Genomic DNA, 17,426 nt, shown 5'->3' with positions numbered 1-17,426 from the left:
AATTTAACTAGCTTTTAGCGTTTCCGTACCGGAATGCTCCACTACTGCTGAGTGCTGATTACTAATTGCTAAATGCTACTTTAAAGCAGTGGTAATTCTGTTGGTCCCCATGTACCTAAACCATCCCTAATAGCATCTCGCATTGGGTCACAAGGTCGTTTACCATCATCTATATTATTAATATTTTTACACTGTTCAAAAAATACTTGTGCTACCAAACGTCTTGGCATTTTATCTGAATTTTCCAAAGCCATATCAAAGTTTTCCCTAGCTTTTTTTCTCATTGATAAATCATTATCTTTATCTCTAGCTTGAGCAACTAGAATTTGTGCTTTTAGATAATGTACTTCAGGATTATCTGGAACTTCTAACAAAACTTTATCCACATATTCCAAAGCTTTTTCAAGCTTGTCTAAATCTCGATAAGCTACTGCCACTCCTCGATAAGCTAAATGATGAGGATAAGCTTTATCTTGCAATGTTTTTATTGCCTTTTCCGGGTCAGAAAATGGTAAATTAACAGCCAACATTAAATCCATATATCCTTTGAGCAAATTTAACTCTGGATCTGATGAATTTATTCTCTCTGCTGTTTCAAAATGACTCAAGGCTTTCCGAAGTTTCTCCAGAGCTTTTGGAGCGCCTTTTAATGTACCTTCAGTAGATATAATATAAGCACCTTCTAAAAATTGACCAGTTGCAGCATAAATATTACCGCGAACTGGATTAATTGTAATTAAATTTTCTGCTACTTCAGTAGTTTTCTGGGCATACAATTTTAACGATTCCCAATTTTCATCTAAGTAATGTAAGGAAGATATCATTGCATAAACAAGTGGCTCACTTATCTCTTCTGATTCAGCTATTTTAAGATAATCTTTTGCTTGTTTATAATCTCCTTCCTCAAACATCGCTTTAAAAGCTGCTTCAGTTTTTTCTCCTATTTCAATAGGATTTTTTTTGCGAAATGGGTCTCCAATTGCTGGATTTACTAATAGATTTAAACCGATGAAAGTTGCGCTATAAAAAACTGAAATTTGTTTCAATACTGATTTTTTTTGACACCAATTAAATAATATTTTTAGCATAAATTATTTTGAGACTAAAATTTTTTTGTAGACTTTGTAATTTTTTGTGTTAGACCTTAACTTATATTATAAGTAAGTAGAAGTTAAATTAAAATTTTTGGTCATATTTTAACCTTTTAATTATGATATGGGTTTAATGTTGACCTTTTCAGCAAAATCAAGGATAATAAATAGATTAAGCATAATCATCTGAAACTTTTTTAAACTTAAAATATTATAGAATAGATAAAAACAATGCTAGAAAAACTCATCAAGTATTTTGTTTATGAAACAAAAGGACATATTACAAAAACACAGCTAGTTAAGTTCTTATATCTTGCGGATCTTTACTCCGTAAAGTGGACAGGAAAACAACTAACTAAATTAGATTGGTATTTTTATAACCACGGCCCGTGGCACGAAGATATAGATATGGCTCTAGAGCGCATGAATAGTAAAGAGATTTGTCAAGAATCAGAAGGACAGGTAAAATTTATTAAACCTGGTGCTGAAGCAGGAAAAACAGAGGATTTAAAGTTACCTAAAAGTCTAATGTTAATACTAGATAATATTAGGAGAGAATGGGCAGGTTCAGATAAACTCGATCAATTACTAAAATATGTTTATGAAACTGCTCCAATGGTAGCGGTGAAAGGTACTCATAAACCCGAAGAAAAAGTTAAACTTAACTTGCAAAAAGAAAGAGAAAAGCTAAATGAGGAGTTAGGGGTTTAGAGTGGTTGAACAAAAAAACCAAAAACCTAGAAAAGGTTGGATTTATTTTATTAATCCCCAAAAAGTTTATTTGACTTGCAAATCAAACCATGCTTATTTATATAATATAGAACCTCTAGATTATGTTGAATGCCAGCACTCATCTTGCACACAGAAAGTTAATCCTAGCAGAGTTTTAAGAGGTGAACATCCCTATATTGTTTTGACAAGTAACAAATTTTCAGATGAGTCTGGGTATATAGAAACTTTTAATGCTATTCCTTTAACTTCTCAAGAGACATATAAAGGTCTACCAACAACTTATCCAATTAACCCAACCACTAAAAATTGTCTAGACAAACAATCTTTTGCTCTTGTTCATCAGATATGTACTATTGATGCTAATCACTTTAAGAACTCAGAAGGAAAATGGAAAGAGCGAATTGGACAACTAGACAAATCAGATAGAGAAGCCATTGGAAAACGTCTAAAATACCTTTTTGATTTAGAACCAGATGATTGGTTTACTAAAAATGCTTCTCTTGAACGTTTGAGAGAAATAATGTACAAAATACCAGAAGATGAAAGAGACTCGATTTTAGGGGAATTGATAGATGAATTTAGTTCCTAATTACCGTTAAAATATATAAATGCTATATCTCAAAAACCTACACTATCATCCAGCAGCTAGTACCACCCCTATTCTCAAAAATATAAATCTGGAGCTAGCACCTCAACAAATGGGACTAATTATCGGTCGTAGCGGTTCCGGCAAAACTACATTACTAGAAATATTAGCTGGTTTAGCTGAATGTTCCAAAGGAGAAATTTGCTGGCGAGACCAAAAATTAACCTCCGAACACCTACAACAACTCGGTGGTTTAGTATTTCAATTTCCAGAGAGACATTTTTGCGGTGCTACTATTCTCGAAGAATTACGATTAGGCCATCCAGAGATACGGCCAGAACAAATATCTTCTGCTCTGGAAGAAGTAGGACTTCAGGACCTATTATTAAGTACATCACCTCATGCTTTAAGTGGAGGTCAGCAACGTCGCCTCGCTTTAGCAGTACAACTAATTAGGCAACCTCATCTATTAATGTTAGACGAACCAACTGCAGGATTAGATTGGTCAATGCGAAAACAACTTGTAAATTTATTGGCTAAATTGAAAAATCATTGGAGTTTATTGGTTGTCACCCATGATGCTAGTGACCTTTTACCCATAGCAGATAAATGTTGGACTTTAAATAAGGGAAACTTGGAATGTAGAATTTAGAATTCAGAATTTAGAATTGGGAATTGAGAATTCAGAATTTAGAATTGGGAATTGAGAATTTATAAGTTAATTGAGCTGGTTTTTTATTATATAGATGTCTCCTGAAATTTAGATAAAAGCGATAAAGAGGCGATCGCTACAATAATTTAGAATTTAGAATTCATAATTTAGAATTCAGAAGTTAATGGAGCTAGTCTTTTTTTATTTATAGATATCTACTGAAACTTAGAGAAAATTTAAAAGTGATAAAGAGGCGATCGCTCACTCAAAACAGTCAAAAATCACTCCTATATAATAGTATTTATTATTACTTTTCCTCAGTTTCCATGCCTTGAATTAAATCTGATTCTTTAATAATATAAGATTTAAGTTTTCCTCTCTCAGAAGCGCTTTTTTCATGTGGATAAATATCAATTGTCAAAAAGAAGATTGTCTTGTTATTGTGAACTACACAAGGTACTAATTGATTATTTTGAGCCACCTCAAACTTTAAATCTCCTTCACATATTTTGAATATTATCAAATAGCCAAAAGGTTGATGATTGTAATCAAGAGTATATTGATAAATTTGTCTGAAACCTTTCAACAAATAAGATATATTTCTGCTATCTCCATCAAATATTTTCGCATCAGCTATTAAAGGATGATCGGAACTTTGAGCTAATACTAAGTCAGCTTTTCCAGAAATTGACCAGGGTTCTATTGAAAACTCTATTCCTTGCTCAAATAAATATTCGTACAAATTTAAACAAAGATTTTTCTCTCCTTTTTTAGTGTCTTCTTTATAGAGGTTCTCTAAGTTTTTTCTTTGGAAACATTCAGAACGATGTTTATAACGAACTAGAAAATATGAAATTACTATGTTTTCTTCTAAAGATTCATCAATATATTCGTATACTGGTCTAACAACATTTGAGATAAAAGCATTAATCACAGATGTATTATCTGAGGGCTTGGAAAGCTCATATTTGTAGTAAATTTCGCCAATATAAAGAGTCCTTCTATCATCCTCAAATTCAACACATTTTTTAATTAGAAAATAAGTTAAACTATAATGCTGCTTATACGTTTGACTCCAGGATTTACTCACTGATAACTCATTCTTAATAAGACTTTTAGCTTTTGTTTCTTGTTCAGGATATAAATAAGCTAAATATTCAAGAATACTTTTAAATGGTGGGGATTGGATAAAATCCCAAAACATAATTAGATAGTTATGGAAACTATGGTGTTTAGAATTGCTAAGTTGCTCAAACCTTCTTTGAAGTTTATCCCGTAAAAATTGAAGGTATACTTGATTCAATTTGCCTCTCTTTTAATTTTTTTATCTAGAAAAACTCTACTTATTACTGTTACTGCTATATCATAAATTTTAGTTCTTCAACAGTCAACTAATACAGATTTTTAACTTTTTTATTCCGGTAATAAATCAACCTCATAAACCACCTTTCCCTCAATATTTATCAACTTCACAGTCATAACCTCCGTACTTCCATCAATTTTCACCGTGCCAAAAAATTGTAAACCCTGACTCGGAGGAAAATTTACCACCTTATCCTCAACCTTGACACTTTGATACTTCGCCACAGGACCAAAAGTATTATCTAATTTATTCGGACCAAAAGTTCCCGCATTTAACGGTCCACTCACAAATTCCCAGAATGGCTTAAAATCTTGAAATTGAGCCAAATTCGGATCGTAATAATGAGCTGCAGCATAATGAACATCCGCCGTCAACCACACCACATTCTTAATATTCTTTCCTTTGATAAACCGCAATAATTCCGCCATCTCCAACTCTTTCCCCAATGGCACCCCATCCCCATTAGCCAAATTTTCTGCAGCAGTATCCCCATCCGGTACAACCAAACCAACTGGCATATCACTACCAATAACTTTCCAAGTTGCCTTAGACTTAAGTAACTGCTGTTTCAACCATTCTATTTGCTGACTACCCAGAAATTCCGTTTCCTCACTCCGACTTGTCTGGAGATTTTCCGTATTTGGTCCCCGATAACTCCGCATATCCAGCATCATAATATCCAACAATGGCCCGTAATTGAACGAGCGAATAGGGAATAGCAAACTGTAAAAGGATTTTAGGATTGAAAAATGTCCTAACCAATTCTTGTAGTGCCATATAAAGTATAGATTTACTCCCGTGGAAATTTCTGGAAAATTTTTCCCTTCCAGAGTATTATTAATTGCTAATATTTTCATTTTTTTGAAACTTTATATTAACTAACTATTTCAGGCAGGGGAATAATTTAATATGGAATGGCACATCACAGACGCCGAAAGCTTAAAAATTATTGACAGAGAAATTGGCCCTCACGCATTCTCTCCTGCGGAGTACGAAATTGTGAGACGGGTAATATATGCTACGGCAGATTTTGAATATAAGTCTCTAATTAGTTTCTCTGACCATGCTTTACAGTCTGGAGCTGCTGCTTTAGCCGCTCGTACAACTATTGTCGTAGATGTGCCAATGGTTCAGGTGGGTATTACACCAGTAATTCAAAGTACCTTTGTTAATCCTGTTTATTGTTCAATTGATGCTATAACTAGACCCCAGAAGGAAAAAACTACGGCAGCTTGGGGAATTGAAACTTTAGCTCGACGTTATCCAGAGGGCATTTTCGTTATAGGTGAAGCTCAAACTGCCCTCTGTGCAATTGTTGACTTAATTGAAGCTGAGGAAATTAGACCTGCTTTGGTTATTGGTACTCCTTCTGGTTTTGTGGGGGTGGATGTAGCTAAGTCACGTTTATACGATTCGATGATTCCTCATATTAGAATTGATGGTCGTAAGGGTAGTGCTGTGGTAGCAGTGGCTGTTATTAATGGTTTAGTGGACTTAGCTTGGCAAGCTTATGGTCAACAAGGTCAAGGTAAGTGAACTACTGAATTTGATTATAAATTATTATAACAAGTCAAAAGCCAAAAGTCAAAAGTCAAAAGTCAAAAATCAGAAATAACAAGTAAGAAGAAAATTATAGTGGTCAATAGGAGTTAAGGATTCAGTAAGTATTTATGCGCTTAATATTTAACTGAGAATTTGACTTCCGATTAAGGTAAATGAAGATAATTTATATAGTATAAATACCTAAGCAAGCTACGGATTTTATACTAATTTTCATGTTACAAATTGAAGTGTGGAATGTGGGATTAAAAATAAAAATATAGATCATAAATTACCGAATAATTAAGGTTTAAAGCCTCCCCTTTAAAGGAGAAACAAGAAAAAATTTTTCCTACCACGTCAATCTTCTCCTTGAAAAGAAGAGGTAATTGTTAATTATTAATGGTTGAATAACCTTTATAATACCGACTATCAGATAAATTTTATGATTCTAGAAATATGTATTGACAAAAACATTAAGGCCAAATTATAAATTTTTACTGTATAAACTAAGTAATATTTATTTATTGAATATTTCGTGAAATTGTACTATTTATAAATAAGCCAGATCGAAGTTTTGTTAGGAAAATAACCTAATTTTAATCAGCTATAAGAATATCAAGTTAAATATGTTTATAGTCTAAATTGTAGAATTTTAACTAAACCTCATATCACTTGATTGACCTTGCTTACTTTTTCTACGAGATGAGCGTACCTGATTAATTGCTTCAATAAAAGCATCTCTTCTAAGATATGGATAATCACTAACCCAGAGATTTACAGTAGGAAGATAAACATCTGAACTTTTCACAATTTTTCCTAAATCTTCTTGATAAGACATTACTAACATTACAGCTACCTGACCTCTAGAAACCCCTTGATGATGGCGACGCAGTGGAGCCTGAATTTCAGTTACAAATCCTGTTTTATCACCTACTTCTAAATTGATTCGTTGCTCTAAATTTTCTACGATCATTAGTTCCCCTTTCTTATTAACTGTTTCTTCTTCACCAACAACTTCTTCTGTAATATATACATCTAAAACTCGTCCTTGCCATAGACCACTGTATGGGTATCGTCTACATTCCATATTGCGAAGACTAGCTAATAAAACAGGTCCCCAAAACCAATAAAGACCTGCTGTGATACCAATTAGTAAAAATAAAGGGTCTCCATCGTTATGAGCAAATACGTTAATTAAAACAATGGTCAAAACTGCAACAGCAGAAATTAAAGCTCGTTTCAACACATCAGAGAATTTTCCCCAATAATATTTATATTGGTCGCTCGTAGCTACAGTTGGAATTAGTTGCTCAAATGTTTTACGAGTTAGAGGAACTAGCATTTATAGATTTTAAAGTTTAGATGAATTGATTTAATTTTAGACTACGGTACATCAATGAATTAAATATAATTTAGATGAGTAATATTATTACACTTAATCTGGCAAATTTTTTATACTATTTAGTTACCATTAGTTTCCTTTATCTTTTCTCTTATGGATTTAATACCCACGTAAGTCAACTGCGGTATCTACAAGTTTTTTGGGGTTCGATCAAGCAGCGACATTTTAGACCAAATCTCAAACAGTTTGCTATGTATCTTTTTAATGGGGAGATGGTAATTAAACATAGCATTACTATTCAGAAATTGTATTAGTATCTCCATCCACCTTTCCAGTCCTTTAGTTTTTTCGGTGGTAGTGCATTGTAATAGTGGTCTATTGTAATTTTTTTGGTTAAGGACAACAGTAGTGGGAGCAAGATACTCCCATAAAGGACCGTTGTTAATCCCCATCTAACATTACGCGAGCAGGACTACAGTCTTTCCTTCTTCCTTCTTCATTCTTCCTTCTTCAATGTTGTAATTCATGGTAAGGTGATAATTAGTTATATTCCGTTTCCTAAGCTGATTTTTTAATGCAAAAATTCATTTCGCCAATTCTCAGTAGTATAATTCTGGCATTGTGGGTGAGTGGTATTGCAATCTTCTCAGTCCAGAATTCTGCCCCAATATCTTTGAAATTTATTGTTTTCCGGTCTATCGAGATACCTATCGGAGTAATTTTGGCATTTAGCGTGAGTATAGGAGTTATCGTTAGTTCTATTCTCCTACCACCTCTGATTGGTATTGGACAGATGAAAGAGCATCAAGAAGATTTTTGATTTGATTCTGGAAAATAAATTGTGCCTATTCTTATTCTTAGATTTTAATTTAAAGAATTTAGTCAAGAATTTCCTGACCTCAGTAGTTACTATAACTTGTATACTTGACCATCAATCAGTAGTCGAGTAATTCCTTTTGCTTGTAAATATACTGAAGTTTTTTGCAACATTCTACCATCAGGCACTTTTAGCACTCTTTGGTTGCGGGTAGAAAATCTATGAGCTACTCGGTGATTGTCAAAAACTGGTAAAGTCCTCTCTTGAGAATCTTCTATAGGTATTTGTCCTAGCTCGCAAAAGGCCATCAAAGGTTTAGTAACTAACTCTGTAAATTTATCTACTACTAGATAACAAATTTTTGGCAGAACAGATTCTGTGAGAGGATATACTCTAATTTCAGAATAACTAGAATTCTGAATAGATAAGTTATAAGGGGTTTCTACATCCTCTTCTTCGTCAAGCTTATCTTCATCGTCAAATTCTTGAGCAAAATCTTCTAAATCATCATCCTCAAAATCATCTAAATTTTGGGTTTGCTCTAGTAAATCTGCTGCTAAAATCTCTTCTATTTCTTCTTTTGGCAGATCGTAATTATTATCAAGGCGATCGCTTGATTTTTGCTTTTCTTGAGAAGTTAAAGATAATTTAGGAGCTTCTGTTTGCCGATCTATCTCTGAATTATTAGATGAAGAAGACCGTCGTCGTCTTTTTTTGACTACTTCACCTAATTCATCTTCCCCATCATCTAATACTTCTCCATCTAAGTCTTCCTTGACTTTTAACTCATCCAGATCATCTGCTGTATCCTGGTCAATATTATTTTTTTGGGAACGAGATGGACGTTTTTGCTTCTGGTGAACTAGCTCTTTATATTCATCTTCTGGTATGTTACTTTGCAGTATACGTCTAATAGTAGAACTACTTACTCCGTAACGGTCTGCTAGAGTAATAGTATTATCTTCTGTAGTTTGATACAGCTCAACAATTTCTAATTTTTCTGAATCTGAAAGTTTTGTAGGTGTCATACCACCTTCCCCAAAAAATACTTAGTTTATTGATTGTGCCATACCATTGAAGCTATTTGAGAATGATAGCTAAATATGTATAACTCTACTTAAAATACTAAAGCTTTAATTACATAACCATCTGATGCTTTAGGCTTTTTTCATCTGGCTCTAACCATGACTATATATAATTGAAAAAAGCAAAACTTATTTATTATGATATTATATTATACGTTTAGGAATACTATTAATTATTTTATAAGCCCGTGACGAGGATTGAACTCGTGACCTCACCCTTACCAAGGGTGTGCTCTACCACTGAGCCACACGGGCGTCTTTCTTTCAATCCTTCCTATTTGTGAGTGGGCCGAGCTGGATTTGAACCAGCGTAGGCATAGCCAGCGGATTTACAGTCCGCCCCCATTAACCACTCGGGCATCGACCCTTACGACTCACATTTATATATACTAACACAAAAAAAATTAATTGCAATAGTTTTTGGAAAAAATTTTATTAGACATCTCTAGAAAAGAGGGAACAGGCAACAGGCAACAGGGAGAAATAGTAGTTGTACCAATTCAAAAAAATAATGTTACAAATAATAAGTGTGATAGTGCATACTTTGTAGCAGATGTGCCTTTGACAAAAAAGAGGATTTTAGACTTAAAAATGGTATTAAAGCCATTTATTATGACTCCCGATTCTGAGTCCTAACTCCGGGTAAAAAGCTCAGTCATTTGTAGCAAACATTTATAAAATTGATATTAGTGGGACTTAGACAAAACAGAGCGATGGAATAGACTCAAATATATACAGGCAGACGGTTTGATCTAAAAAAGGCATAAATACTTAAATATCAAGGGTATTAGTCATTTTTAGGAGATTGAAGTTATTCTCTTTTTTGGACTAACTTTTCCTAGTGGACCGACATGCCTAAAAATGTAGGTTGGGTTGTAGCTTGCTTCCGCTAACGTCCCGCAACCCAACCTATATTTATTGCACCATTTTAGATGTGTCAGTGTACTAGATCATGCTACGAAAGTAGACACTTTTTTTCTTGTTTCCTCCTGCCAAACTTAAGCTATTAATTCTCCAGTCTCTTGCAATGAATGTAGTCGTCTATAAATACCTTTTTGAGCTAATAATTCTTCGTGACTACCAACTTCGACAATTTTACCTTGGTCAAGAACTACGATTTTATCCGCCTCCCTAACTGTACTTAATCTATGGGCAATAATAATTGTAGTGCGAGTACCAAAAATATTACGCATTGCTAACTGAATCGATCGCTCACTTTCATAGTCCAAACTGGAAGTTGCCTCATCAAAAATTAGCACATCTGGGTCTACTAATAATGCCCTAGCAATTCCTATACGTTGTCGTTGACCACCAGATAATCGCATTCCTCTTTCACCAACAACTGTATAGTAACCTTGAGGCATTTGTTCAATAAATTCATCAGCTTTAGCAATTTTACAAGCATCTTTAACTTGGGCAAAAGTTGCTTGAGGATTACCGTAAGTCAAGTTACTTAATAGAGTGCCATTGAATATATCTACTTCTTGATGAACAATTGCTAATCTACGTCGATAACCTGTAATATCCAGAGTATTAATATCTTCTCCATCAATTAAAATTTTGCCTTTATTTGCTTGAAAATATCTGAATATTAATTTGACTAAAGTAGATTTTCCTGAGCCAGATTTTCCAATTAAAGCTACTGTTTGGCAAGGTGTAATTAAGAGATTTATATCCTGTAAAACAAGTTGGTTTGGGTTGTAACTAAAACTTAAATTAGATAACTCAACTTTTCCTGTAAATTTATAGGCATTAATCTGTGAGTAGCTGGTTATTTTTCCTGATAAATTAGCAGCATCAGAACCTATAGGTAACTTCATAAATTCATGGAAACGAATCATTGAAGCATAGCGACGGACAAATTCTTCAGTTAGCTGACTAATAGGAGTTATCTCTGCATAAGCCATACTTGCTAGTGTATATACAGTCACGAAATATCCTAGAGAAATTTCGCCAGACAATGTTGCTGATAATGTTAAACCTAGAATGAAGAAAAGGCAAAATTGAACAACTGTTGTCTGATACATAGATAGCCAAACATAGCCTCGATGAATTCGATAGATAATAAATTTGAGAGCGCGGTTAATTCGGGTAGTTTGTTTGCGCAGTTCTTGAGTTTCTGTGGCAAATGCTTTGACTGTTTTAATATTGGTAATAATTTCTGAGTTGCGACTTTCTGTGTTTTCTTCATACTTATCAAAAGTTACTTCTGTTTTGGCAAGATTTTGAAGAGTTTTGATAGTAAAGCTGAGGATAAAGATAAAAGAAATTAAGAATAGAATAGCAATCTGCCATTCTATTAAACAGATGACGATAAAAATTCCAACTACACGCACTAATTTGGGTATTAATACACCAGCAATTTCAGGATAAGTCCAAGTGTGGTTTAAGACTCCTTTAGAAATACGGTTAGCTATCCGTCCTGGGTTATTTTCATCATAAAATTCTATAGGTAGGGTGAGGATTTTTTTGACGGCGTTTTGGAAATGGTCTCGACGTGCTTTTAGAGGAACTACCCAGTGATACCAGTGTCCTAACCAAGCCATAGTTGGACCTTTGGTGATGCTGACTAAAAATATTAGTCCTAATGTCACTGATAGGGATAATAGTTGATTAGTTGGTAGTCCAGTTACATTGGAGACTGCTCCAATCAAGTTTTCCATTGGCCAGTCTGTAGAGCGGTCTGAAAGTATGTTCAAAGTCTGACCGATGGCATAAGGAACTATTAAATCAATTAGTTCGAGAGTGCTAGATGCTCCGATACCTAAGATGGAAAGTGGTAGATATGCCTGGTAGTATTTAATGATGTCCCGAAAAGTTGCCATAATTCTACTATCAAATATTTTAGAGGCACAGCTATGGCGCTACGCAAGTCAGAAGTCAGCAGGGGCGAATGGCCATTTGCCCCTACAAAAGTTAGAAGTAATCCCTGACTAACTTTGAGTATTTATAAATTTCCTAACCTATTTGCGTAGTGCTATATCAATTATATTACATACATATTACTCAGTGTAATATAAAATCAAGAATTTACTATTTTTAGATTTTGGATAATAAAAGTAGATGGTAATAGTAAAGCAGTTGCGATCGCGACAGTAAGTTTATATAGCAATATGATTTGAGTTGTGAGATATTGGAAACTTTTAGGGAACAGGCAACAGGGAACAGGCAACATATAAGAAGAAAAAAACGTATCATATGAATATCATAATTGCTATATTCTATATTTTTAAGGAATAACTCAATTCTCACAACTGATTCCTGATTGCTATAGTAGAAGGTAGTCAAGAAAAGGTTAATTATCTAAGTTGAAATTTTTGTAATATTTAGTTTTTTGATAAGGAGTAAGGAAGAAGTAGAATGAAGTAAGAAAAGAGCAATAATATAGAGAAACTATCATCACAATTTTCTATTATTTGTAGCCAAAATTTATCGCGTATTCTGGTATGACCGAATAATTAATAATTAAATAATTAAATAATTAAATAATTCAGGTTGAAAGTCTCCCCTTTCAAAGGGAAAAAATAAATTCTTTCCTTATTGGTCAATCCTCTCCCTAAAAGGGAGAGGTAATTATCAATTATCAATTATCCATTAATGAAAGAACCCTTAGATATCTTTGCAAAGGTAAGGGTTTTTGGCAAAGGAGTCAAGAGTTAGGAGTTCGAGAAATAGAATAGGGGAAAAAGGTAGAAAATTGCCCCCATATTCACCGAAAAATTTGGGTTTGAAGCCTCTTATCAACGATAAATATTTCCGATACTCCCTATTTATAAGTCAATACAGTTGTAAGCATTTCCTGCGGAATGCTGCACAAACAGCAGTCAGCTATCAGGTATCAGCTTTATTATCTTTAAAGGAGAAAAAAATTTTCCTTTGAGTCAATCCTATCCGCTTTCAAGGAGAAGTAATTATTAATTATTAATTCTTAATTGTTGAATCCTACCTCCTGGATCATTCCCATTTCTCCCCTCCTGGGAGGGGTTAGGGGTGGGTTGTCTCCTACGCCTACTAAAAGACTTTTTCAGCAAACTTTTTATGTAACAAATTGACGTGGGGAATCTGAATTTAAACTTTAATAAATAATTAGGACTTGCTGATTAAATATCAAAGGATTGATAGATAAAGTTTTTAACTGTTTTAGGCTGAAAAAAAGTGCCAGCTTTTCGGTTGATCAAGCTCAAAAAGTTAGCATTTTGTGCAAGAGTTGGGCAGAAAAATATAGGGACAATTCTTACTACTACCTACTCTATAATTCCTATTTATCCTGACTCCTAACCTCAATCATAATACTTTTTCAGCAAATCCTAATTATTCATTATTTGGTAATCTTTTTCCCTATCTAATACTCTCAACCTGTAACACAGTGTAGTTAATTTCTAATTTTTAAGAATATAAATTTCTGGTTTTCTGTTTCCTCTTAAGTCGATAAAACTTGAGTCAAAATTTTTTTGTGTTCTTCAACAATATTTTCAGGAACATAATCGAAAATTTGAATTTTTTCTCCTTCTTGATTTTCGGTCGGGAGCGGAGAATTAGGAGTACATAAAAATACTAATCCTACAGACCAACCAAAACCACGTTGTTTTTCTTCACTCGGATATTCTAAATATCCTAATAACTGTTGTTTTGTAACTGTAATACTCAACTCTTCTACGGCAATTCTTTGAATAGCATCTTCAATATATTCTTGATAAAAAACCGTACCTCCAGGAATATGCCACAGATTATTCCATGCAGCATCTTTTCTAAGAGTTAATGCCACACCTAAATCAGTTTTCACAACTACTTCTACAACTAATCTAGGAACTTGAGAATATAGCAGTTTAAACTCTTCTGGAGAAAAAGGTTTCTTGCGACTCATTTGATTTTATTCCTCTGAATTATACAATTTGAATAAATATAGCACTACGCAAATAGGGCGCGGATATTCTTCTACTTACTATTCCCTACCCCCTTTTATACCAATTTGAAATAAAAAATACTATACTTAAGTAACACTTCAATTATTAATTAATTAACATATAGCAATTCTCATATTGGTGAGGTACAAAATTCGTTTGTTTTAGAGAGTAGGGAGTAGGGAGTAGGGAGTAGTAATTCGAGAAACAGGGGATAGAAAAAAAGAAAAACAACTGTATCTCACTAATTTGAAAAACGCTATATACTGAATAAACTTTTAGTAATTATTAACCAGTTATTGTTAATTACTCTTGTATTTACCGAATAATTAAGATTAAAAGCCTCTCCTTTAAAGGAGAAAAAAGAAAAAAAATTCCTTCAGCGTCAATCCTCTTCTTTTTAAGGAGAGGTAATTATTAATTATTAATTGTTGAATTCTCCTCTACTCCCCCGCTGAATAATTTGAGCGATCGCCTTTTCTAGTAAATAAATTATTGAGGACTTTTCATTTCAGTCAATAGCAGTTTATTTACTCCCACTAATTTGAGTTAAGATTATTTCAAGTCGGCTTTGTATTTGTTTAAGTTGCTGTTGTTTAGTGGATATAAATACTTTTTCAACTTGTAGTTGTGACTGAGTTTCTTTGTGAGCTTTATCTTGTTGTTCCAGGATATTTTCGTAAAGCAAGATTGCCTGTTCAATTACCGTACTTACAGATTTAAACTGAGTATAGAAAACTTCAGCAATATTGTCACAAACCTTATCAAGTATTTCTTCAGAAGACTCCTGAAACTTTTGAAAACCCACATTATAAACTTGTTGTTTAATTTTCATATCTGCTTTTTCTTCATCACCACCAATACCAAAAAATGAGCTAATCAAAGCCACTGCTCCCCCAGCTATAATAATAGGCAAAATTCCCAATCCTGTAAACATAAATAATGCACCTGCCGTGAGACTACCTAATTGTAATCCTTCCCATAAAGCACCTCCATTATCATCATACTCTTCTAACTTAATTACAGAATTTATATCTAATCCATCTACTTTAATATTTTTAATTGCCAAATTAAATTGCTCATTCAAATTAGAATTTATTTGCTCATCAACCTCTTGTAAATTCATTCTAACAACCTCTAATTTTTGACAAACTTCTTTACTTAAAATCTGTAAATTATTCACCACAATTTTCTTGACTTCTGTATTACCCCAATTTTCTAATTCTGTAGAAAGAGAACTTGTAAATCCTTCAGCATAATCTTTGATAACTTTTTCCTTATCCCAAAGAGGTGAATGTTCTGAATCCCATTCATTAATTTTTTCAGATAAGTGATCGCTCAATCCTTCTGTCCATTGAACCCATGCTTCAGCCACTTTTTTAATACTCTTATCTTTCAGTTTTTCAGTAGTTGATAAAATTTTCACATCCCCTTCACTAGCTTCCCCTATTTTTTCCAATATTTTCTGTTTTGCCTCTTCCGGCAAATACACCTGACCATCTAAAATTTTTTCTGCTTGTTCTAATCCTTTTATTGACTCAGAAATTAAACTATTCATCTTAGTTACAAACTGCTGAAATTCCACAACACCTCGCTCAATAGTCAGAAACTTTTCTATGGACTTTGTAAAATTATTAAAAGAGGTTAAATATTCATTTTCTTCACTCTCTAAAATTGCATCTAAAGCAGCTTGAGCAGAAATAAAATGTAAATGACTATCAGTAGAAATAATCGGTTTTTCACCAAATACAAAATTTTCTAATCGTTGCCTAATTTGCTGACGGCTTTTTTCACTCCTGACCAAATCTAGAAAATTCACCAACACAAATAAATTATCTGCAGGTAAATTAATTTGATTCCCATTTAACTGCAACTTTATACTTTGAATTAACTCTTGTTCCCCTTGAGTTAATGGTCGAGAAGCATTAGTTAAGAAAATCACTGCATCAGTATCTTCTAATAGTTTTTGAGTAATAGCTGTACGGTTAGGATTTTCATTTAAACCAGGAGAATCAATAATTTCTACCCCACTTTTACATAACTCTAAATCTGGATGTTCAAAAAATATTGATTCTATCTCTGAGTGTGCTAATTCTTGACTCATATCTCCTAAAGCTGCTGATTCTGAAATAGTAGATTTTTCCTGATATTCTGCTAAAGAAATTTCTATCTCATTACCATTTTTATCACGACAAATTACCCGCTTTTGTTCGCCATATTTTAAAACTGTAACTGTGCCACTGCAAGGAATTTCTCTGACTGGTTGAATTTCTTCTCCTAACAAAGCATTTAATAAGGTTGATTTACCTTGACTAAATTCTCCAACCACTGCAACTCGGAATTTTTGGGATTGTAATTTTTTTAATATTTTATTTACTTCAGATATTAAAGTATTGGGCAGTAAATCTCTCTCAGTTGATACTGTAACTATTTGATAAATTTCGGAGCAAAGATTATGCAATTGTTGTTTATATTTTTGAAACTCTTTTAATCTTTGATAAACAACAGTTTGTTGAGGCTGATTTTTTTTGTTTTGATTTTGATTGTAGTTGGGTAAGAGTGAATTTAGCATTTCACTAGCAGCTTTGACAAAAATATTATCTAACTGATGGAAACGTGCTGGATTGAGTAAATATGCCACTTCCTCCATTGCCTTATGGGCGAAATTTTCTTGATGAGTAAATCCTGCTTCTAATACCTGCAAATGTTTGGTTTTAATGCCTAACTTACGACTAATAATTTCCAAATATTTTTTTTCTCGTACATCAATATTTCCATCAGCAGCAGACATCTCATAACCAAAGCAAATTAATAACAATTTTTCTGGAGGAGACAGAGGATAAGTTAATGTCAAAATCGCCTCAATTTTTTTGTAAAGATGTTGCTTTGATACTCCTTTAATCATTAACTTAGTTAATTCCAAGATATTTCCTTTCGGCGGGATAAATTTATGGAGGGTAATTTTTAATCTTGCTCTTTCTTCCTCTGCTACTTTCCCATCTGCATAAATAACACCTATCAATATGATGACTAAATTTGCCAGAAACAATACTGGTGGATTAATATCTCTTTTGCTTAGTTTATTGCCAGTAATAATAGATAGTAACTTTACTGATTCGGTGCTAATTTTTGCAGTATCCATAGGTATATATATTTAATATTTTATTGAGATATTATTATTATACCTGAATCAAAGTTATTAGTGAGTAAAGATATTCGATTGGACTTTGGACAAAAAGTAACTAACAGTTAGCGTAATAATTACGCTAATCAAACAGGATAATACCGCTCTATCTCCAGTGAATTTAATCACTG

The 17,426-nt window shown here is 33.3% G+C and carries 14 protein-coding genes and 2 tRNA genes; 6 read left to right on the top strand and 10 right to left on the bottom strand.

The window, feature by feature from the left end:
• Positions 1-80: 80 nt before the first annotated feature.
• Positions 81-1,046 carry a Sll0314/Alr1548 family TPR repeat-containing protein gene (locus D5R40_RS07305; RefSeq protein WP_240038948.1) on the bottom strand — a complete coding sequence of 322 codons (966 nt, stop codon included), beginning with the start codon at positions 1,044-1,046 and terminating at the stop codon, positions 81-83.
• Positions 1,047-1,322: 276 nt separating this feature from the next.
• Between D5R40_RS07305 and D5R40_RS07300 the strand changes: the two genes are divergently transcribed.
• From D5R40_RS07300 to D5R40_RS07290, 3 genes are read left to right on the top strand one after another with little or no spacing between them, the layout of a single operon-like run.
• Complete coding sequence (locus D5R40_RS07300) at positions 1,323-1,802, top strand: type II toxin-antitoxin system antitoxin SocA domain-containing protein (protein ID WP_124144921.1); 480 nt, start codon at positions 1,323-1,325, stop codon at positions 1,800-1,802.
• Position 1,803: 1 nt separating this feature from the next.
• Entirely contained in the window at positions 1,804-2,412 is a 609-nt protein-coding gene (locus tag D5R40_RS07295) for a type II toxin-antitoxin system PemK/MazF family toxin (RefSeq protein WP_124144920.1), read from the top strand.
• Positions 2,413-2,431: 19 nt separating this feature from the next.
• Positions 2,432-3,061, top strand: a complete 630-nt coding sequence (locus D5R40_RS07290) for an ABC transporter ATP-binding protein (RefSeq protein WP_124144919.1) — start codon at positions 2,432-2,434, stop codon at positions 3,059-3,061.
• A gap of 307 nt (positions 3,062-3,368) precedes the next feature.
• Here the strand turns inward: D5R40_RS07290 and D5R40_RS07285 are convergent, their stop codons facing one another.
• Positions 3,369-4,364 (bottom strand): hypothetical protein, encoded by a 996-nt coding sequence (locus D5R40_RS07285; RefSeq protein ID WP_124144918.1) that lies wholly within the window; start codon positions 4,362-4,364, stop codon positions 3,369-3,371.
• 110 nt (positions 4,365-4,474) lie between these two features.
• On the bottom strand, positions 4,475-5,281 hold the full coding sequence (locus D5R40_RS07280) for an alkaline phosphatase D family protein (protein WP_124144917.1): 807 nt from the start codon (positions 5,279-5,281) through the stop codon (positions 4,475-4,477).
• A gap of 52 nt (positions 5,282-5,333) precedes the next feature.
• On the opposite strand from D5R40_RS07280, the gene D5R40_RS07275 reads away from it, so the two are divergent.
• On the top strand, positions 5,334-5,960 hold the full coding sequence (locus D5R40_RS07275; RefSeq protein ID WP_124144916.1) for a precorrin-8X methylmutase: 627 nt from the start codon (positions 5,334-5,336) through the stop codon (positions 5,958-5,960).
• Between the two features lie 658 nt (positions 5,961-6,618).
• Here the strand turns inward: D5R40_RS07275 and D5R40_RS07270 are convergent.
• Positions 6,619-7,308, bottom strand: a complete 690-nt coding sequence (locus D5R40_RS07270; RefSeq protein WP_124144915.1) for a DUF8619 family protein — start codon at positions 7,306-7,308, stop codon at positions 6,619-6,621.
• A gap of 574 nt (positions 7,309-7,882) precedes the next feature.
• On the opposite strand from D5R40_RS07270, the gene D5R40_RS07265 reads away from it, so the two are divergent.
• On the top strand, positions 7,883-8,128 hold the full coding sequence (locus D5R40_RS07265; protein ID WP_124144914.1) for a LapA family protein: 246 nt from the start codon (positions 7,883-7,885) through the stop codon (positions 8,126-8,128).
• A gap of 89 nt (positions 8,129-8,217) precedes the next feature.
• Here the strand turns inward: D5R40_RS07265 and D5R40_RS07260 are convergent, their stop codons facing one another.
• From D5R40_RS07260 to D5R40_RS07250, 3 genes are all read right to left on the bottom strand, one after another.
• A complete protein-coding gene (locus D5R40_RS07260) occupies positions 8,218-9,153 on the bottom strand; it encodes a hypothetical protein (RefSeq protein WP_124144913.1) in 936 nt (311 codons plus the stop codon).
• A gap of 240 nt (positions 9,154-9,393) precedes the next feature.
• Positions 9,394-9,465: transfer RNA gene (locus tag D5R40_RS07255), tRNA-Thr, on the bottom strand.
• Positions 9,466-9,495: 30 nt separating this feature from the next.
• A tRNA-Tyr gene (locus tag D5R40_RS07250) sits at positions 9,496-9,577 on the bottom strand.
• Positions 9,578-9,630: 53 nt separating this feature from the next.
• Between D5R40_RS07250 and D5R40_RS07245 the strand changes: the two genes are divergently transcribed.
• Positions 9,631-9,846 carry a hypothetical protein gene (locus D5R40_RS07245; RefSeq protein ID WP_124144912.1) on the top strand — a complete coding sequence of 72 codons (216 nt, stop codon included), beginning with the start codon at positions 9,631-9,633 and terminating at the stop codon, positions 9,844-9,846.
• Between the two features lie 362 nt (positions 9,847-10,208).
• Here the strand turns inward: D5R40_RS07245 and D5R40_RS07240 are convergent, their stop codons facing one another.
• From D5R40_RS07240 to D5R40_RS07230, 3 genes are all read right to left on the bottom strand, one after another.
• On the bottom strand, positions 10,209-12,035 hold the full coding sequence (locus D5R40_RS07240) for an ABC transporter ATP-binding protein (RefSeq protein ID WP_124144911.1): 1,827 nt from the start codon (positions 12,033-12,035) through the stop codon (positions 10,209-10,211).
• Positions 12,036-13,630: 1,595 nt separating this feature from the next.
• Positions 13,631-14,074: an NUDIX hydrolase gene (locus D5R40_RS07235; protein WP_124144910.1), complete on the bottom strand. Its 444-nt coding sequence runs from the start codon at positions 14,072-14,074 to the stop codon at positions 13,631-13,633.
• A 563-nt stretch (positions 14,075-14,637) separates the two neighbouring features.
• Positions 14,638-17,253 carry a dynamin family protein gene (locus D5R40_RS07230; protein WP_124144909.1) on the bottom strand — a complete coding sequence of 872 codons (2,616 nt, stop codon included), beginning with the start codon at positions 17,251-17,253 and terminating at the stop codon, positions 14,638-14,640.
• Between the last annotated feature and the right edge of the window lie 173 nt (positions 17,254-17,426).

The sequence above is a fragment of the Okeania hirsuta genome (assembly GCF_003838195.1).
GTDB classification, from domain to species: Bacteria; Cyanobacteriota; Cyanobacteriia; order Cyanobacteriales; family Microcoleaceae; genus Okeania; species Okeania hirsuta.
The sequence above is the reverse complement of the archived record's forward strand: the minus strand, read 5'-3'. Positions and strand labels throughout refer to the sequence as shown.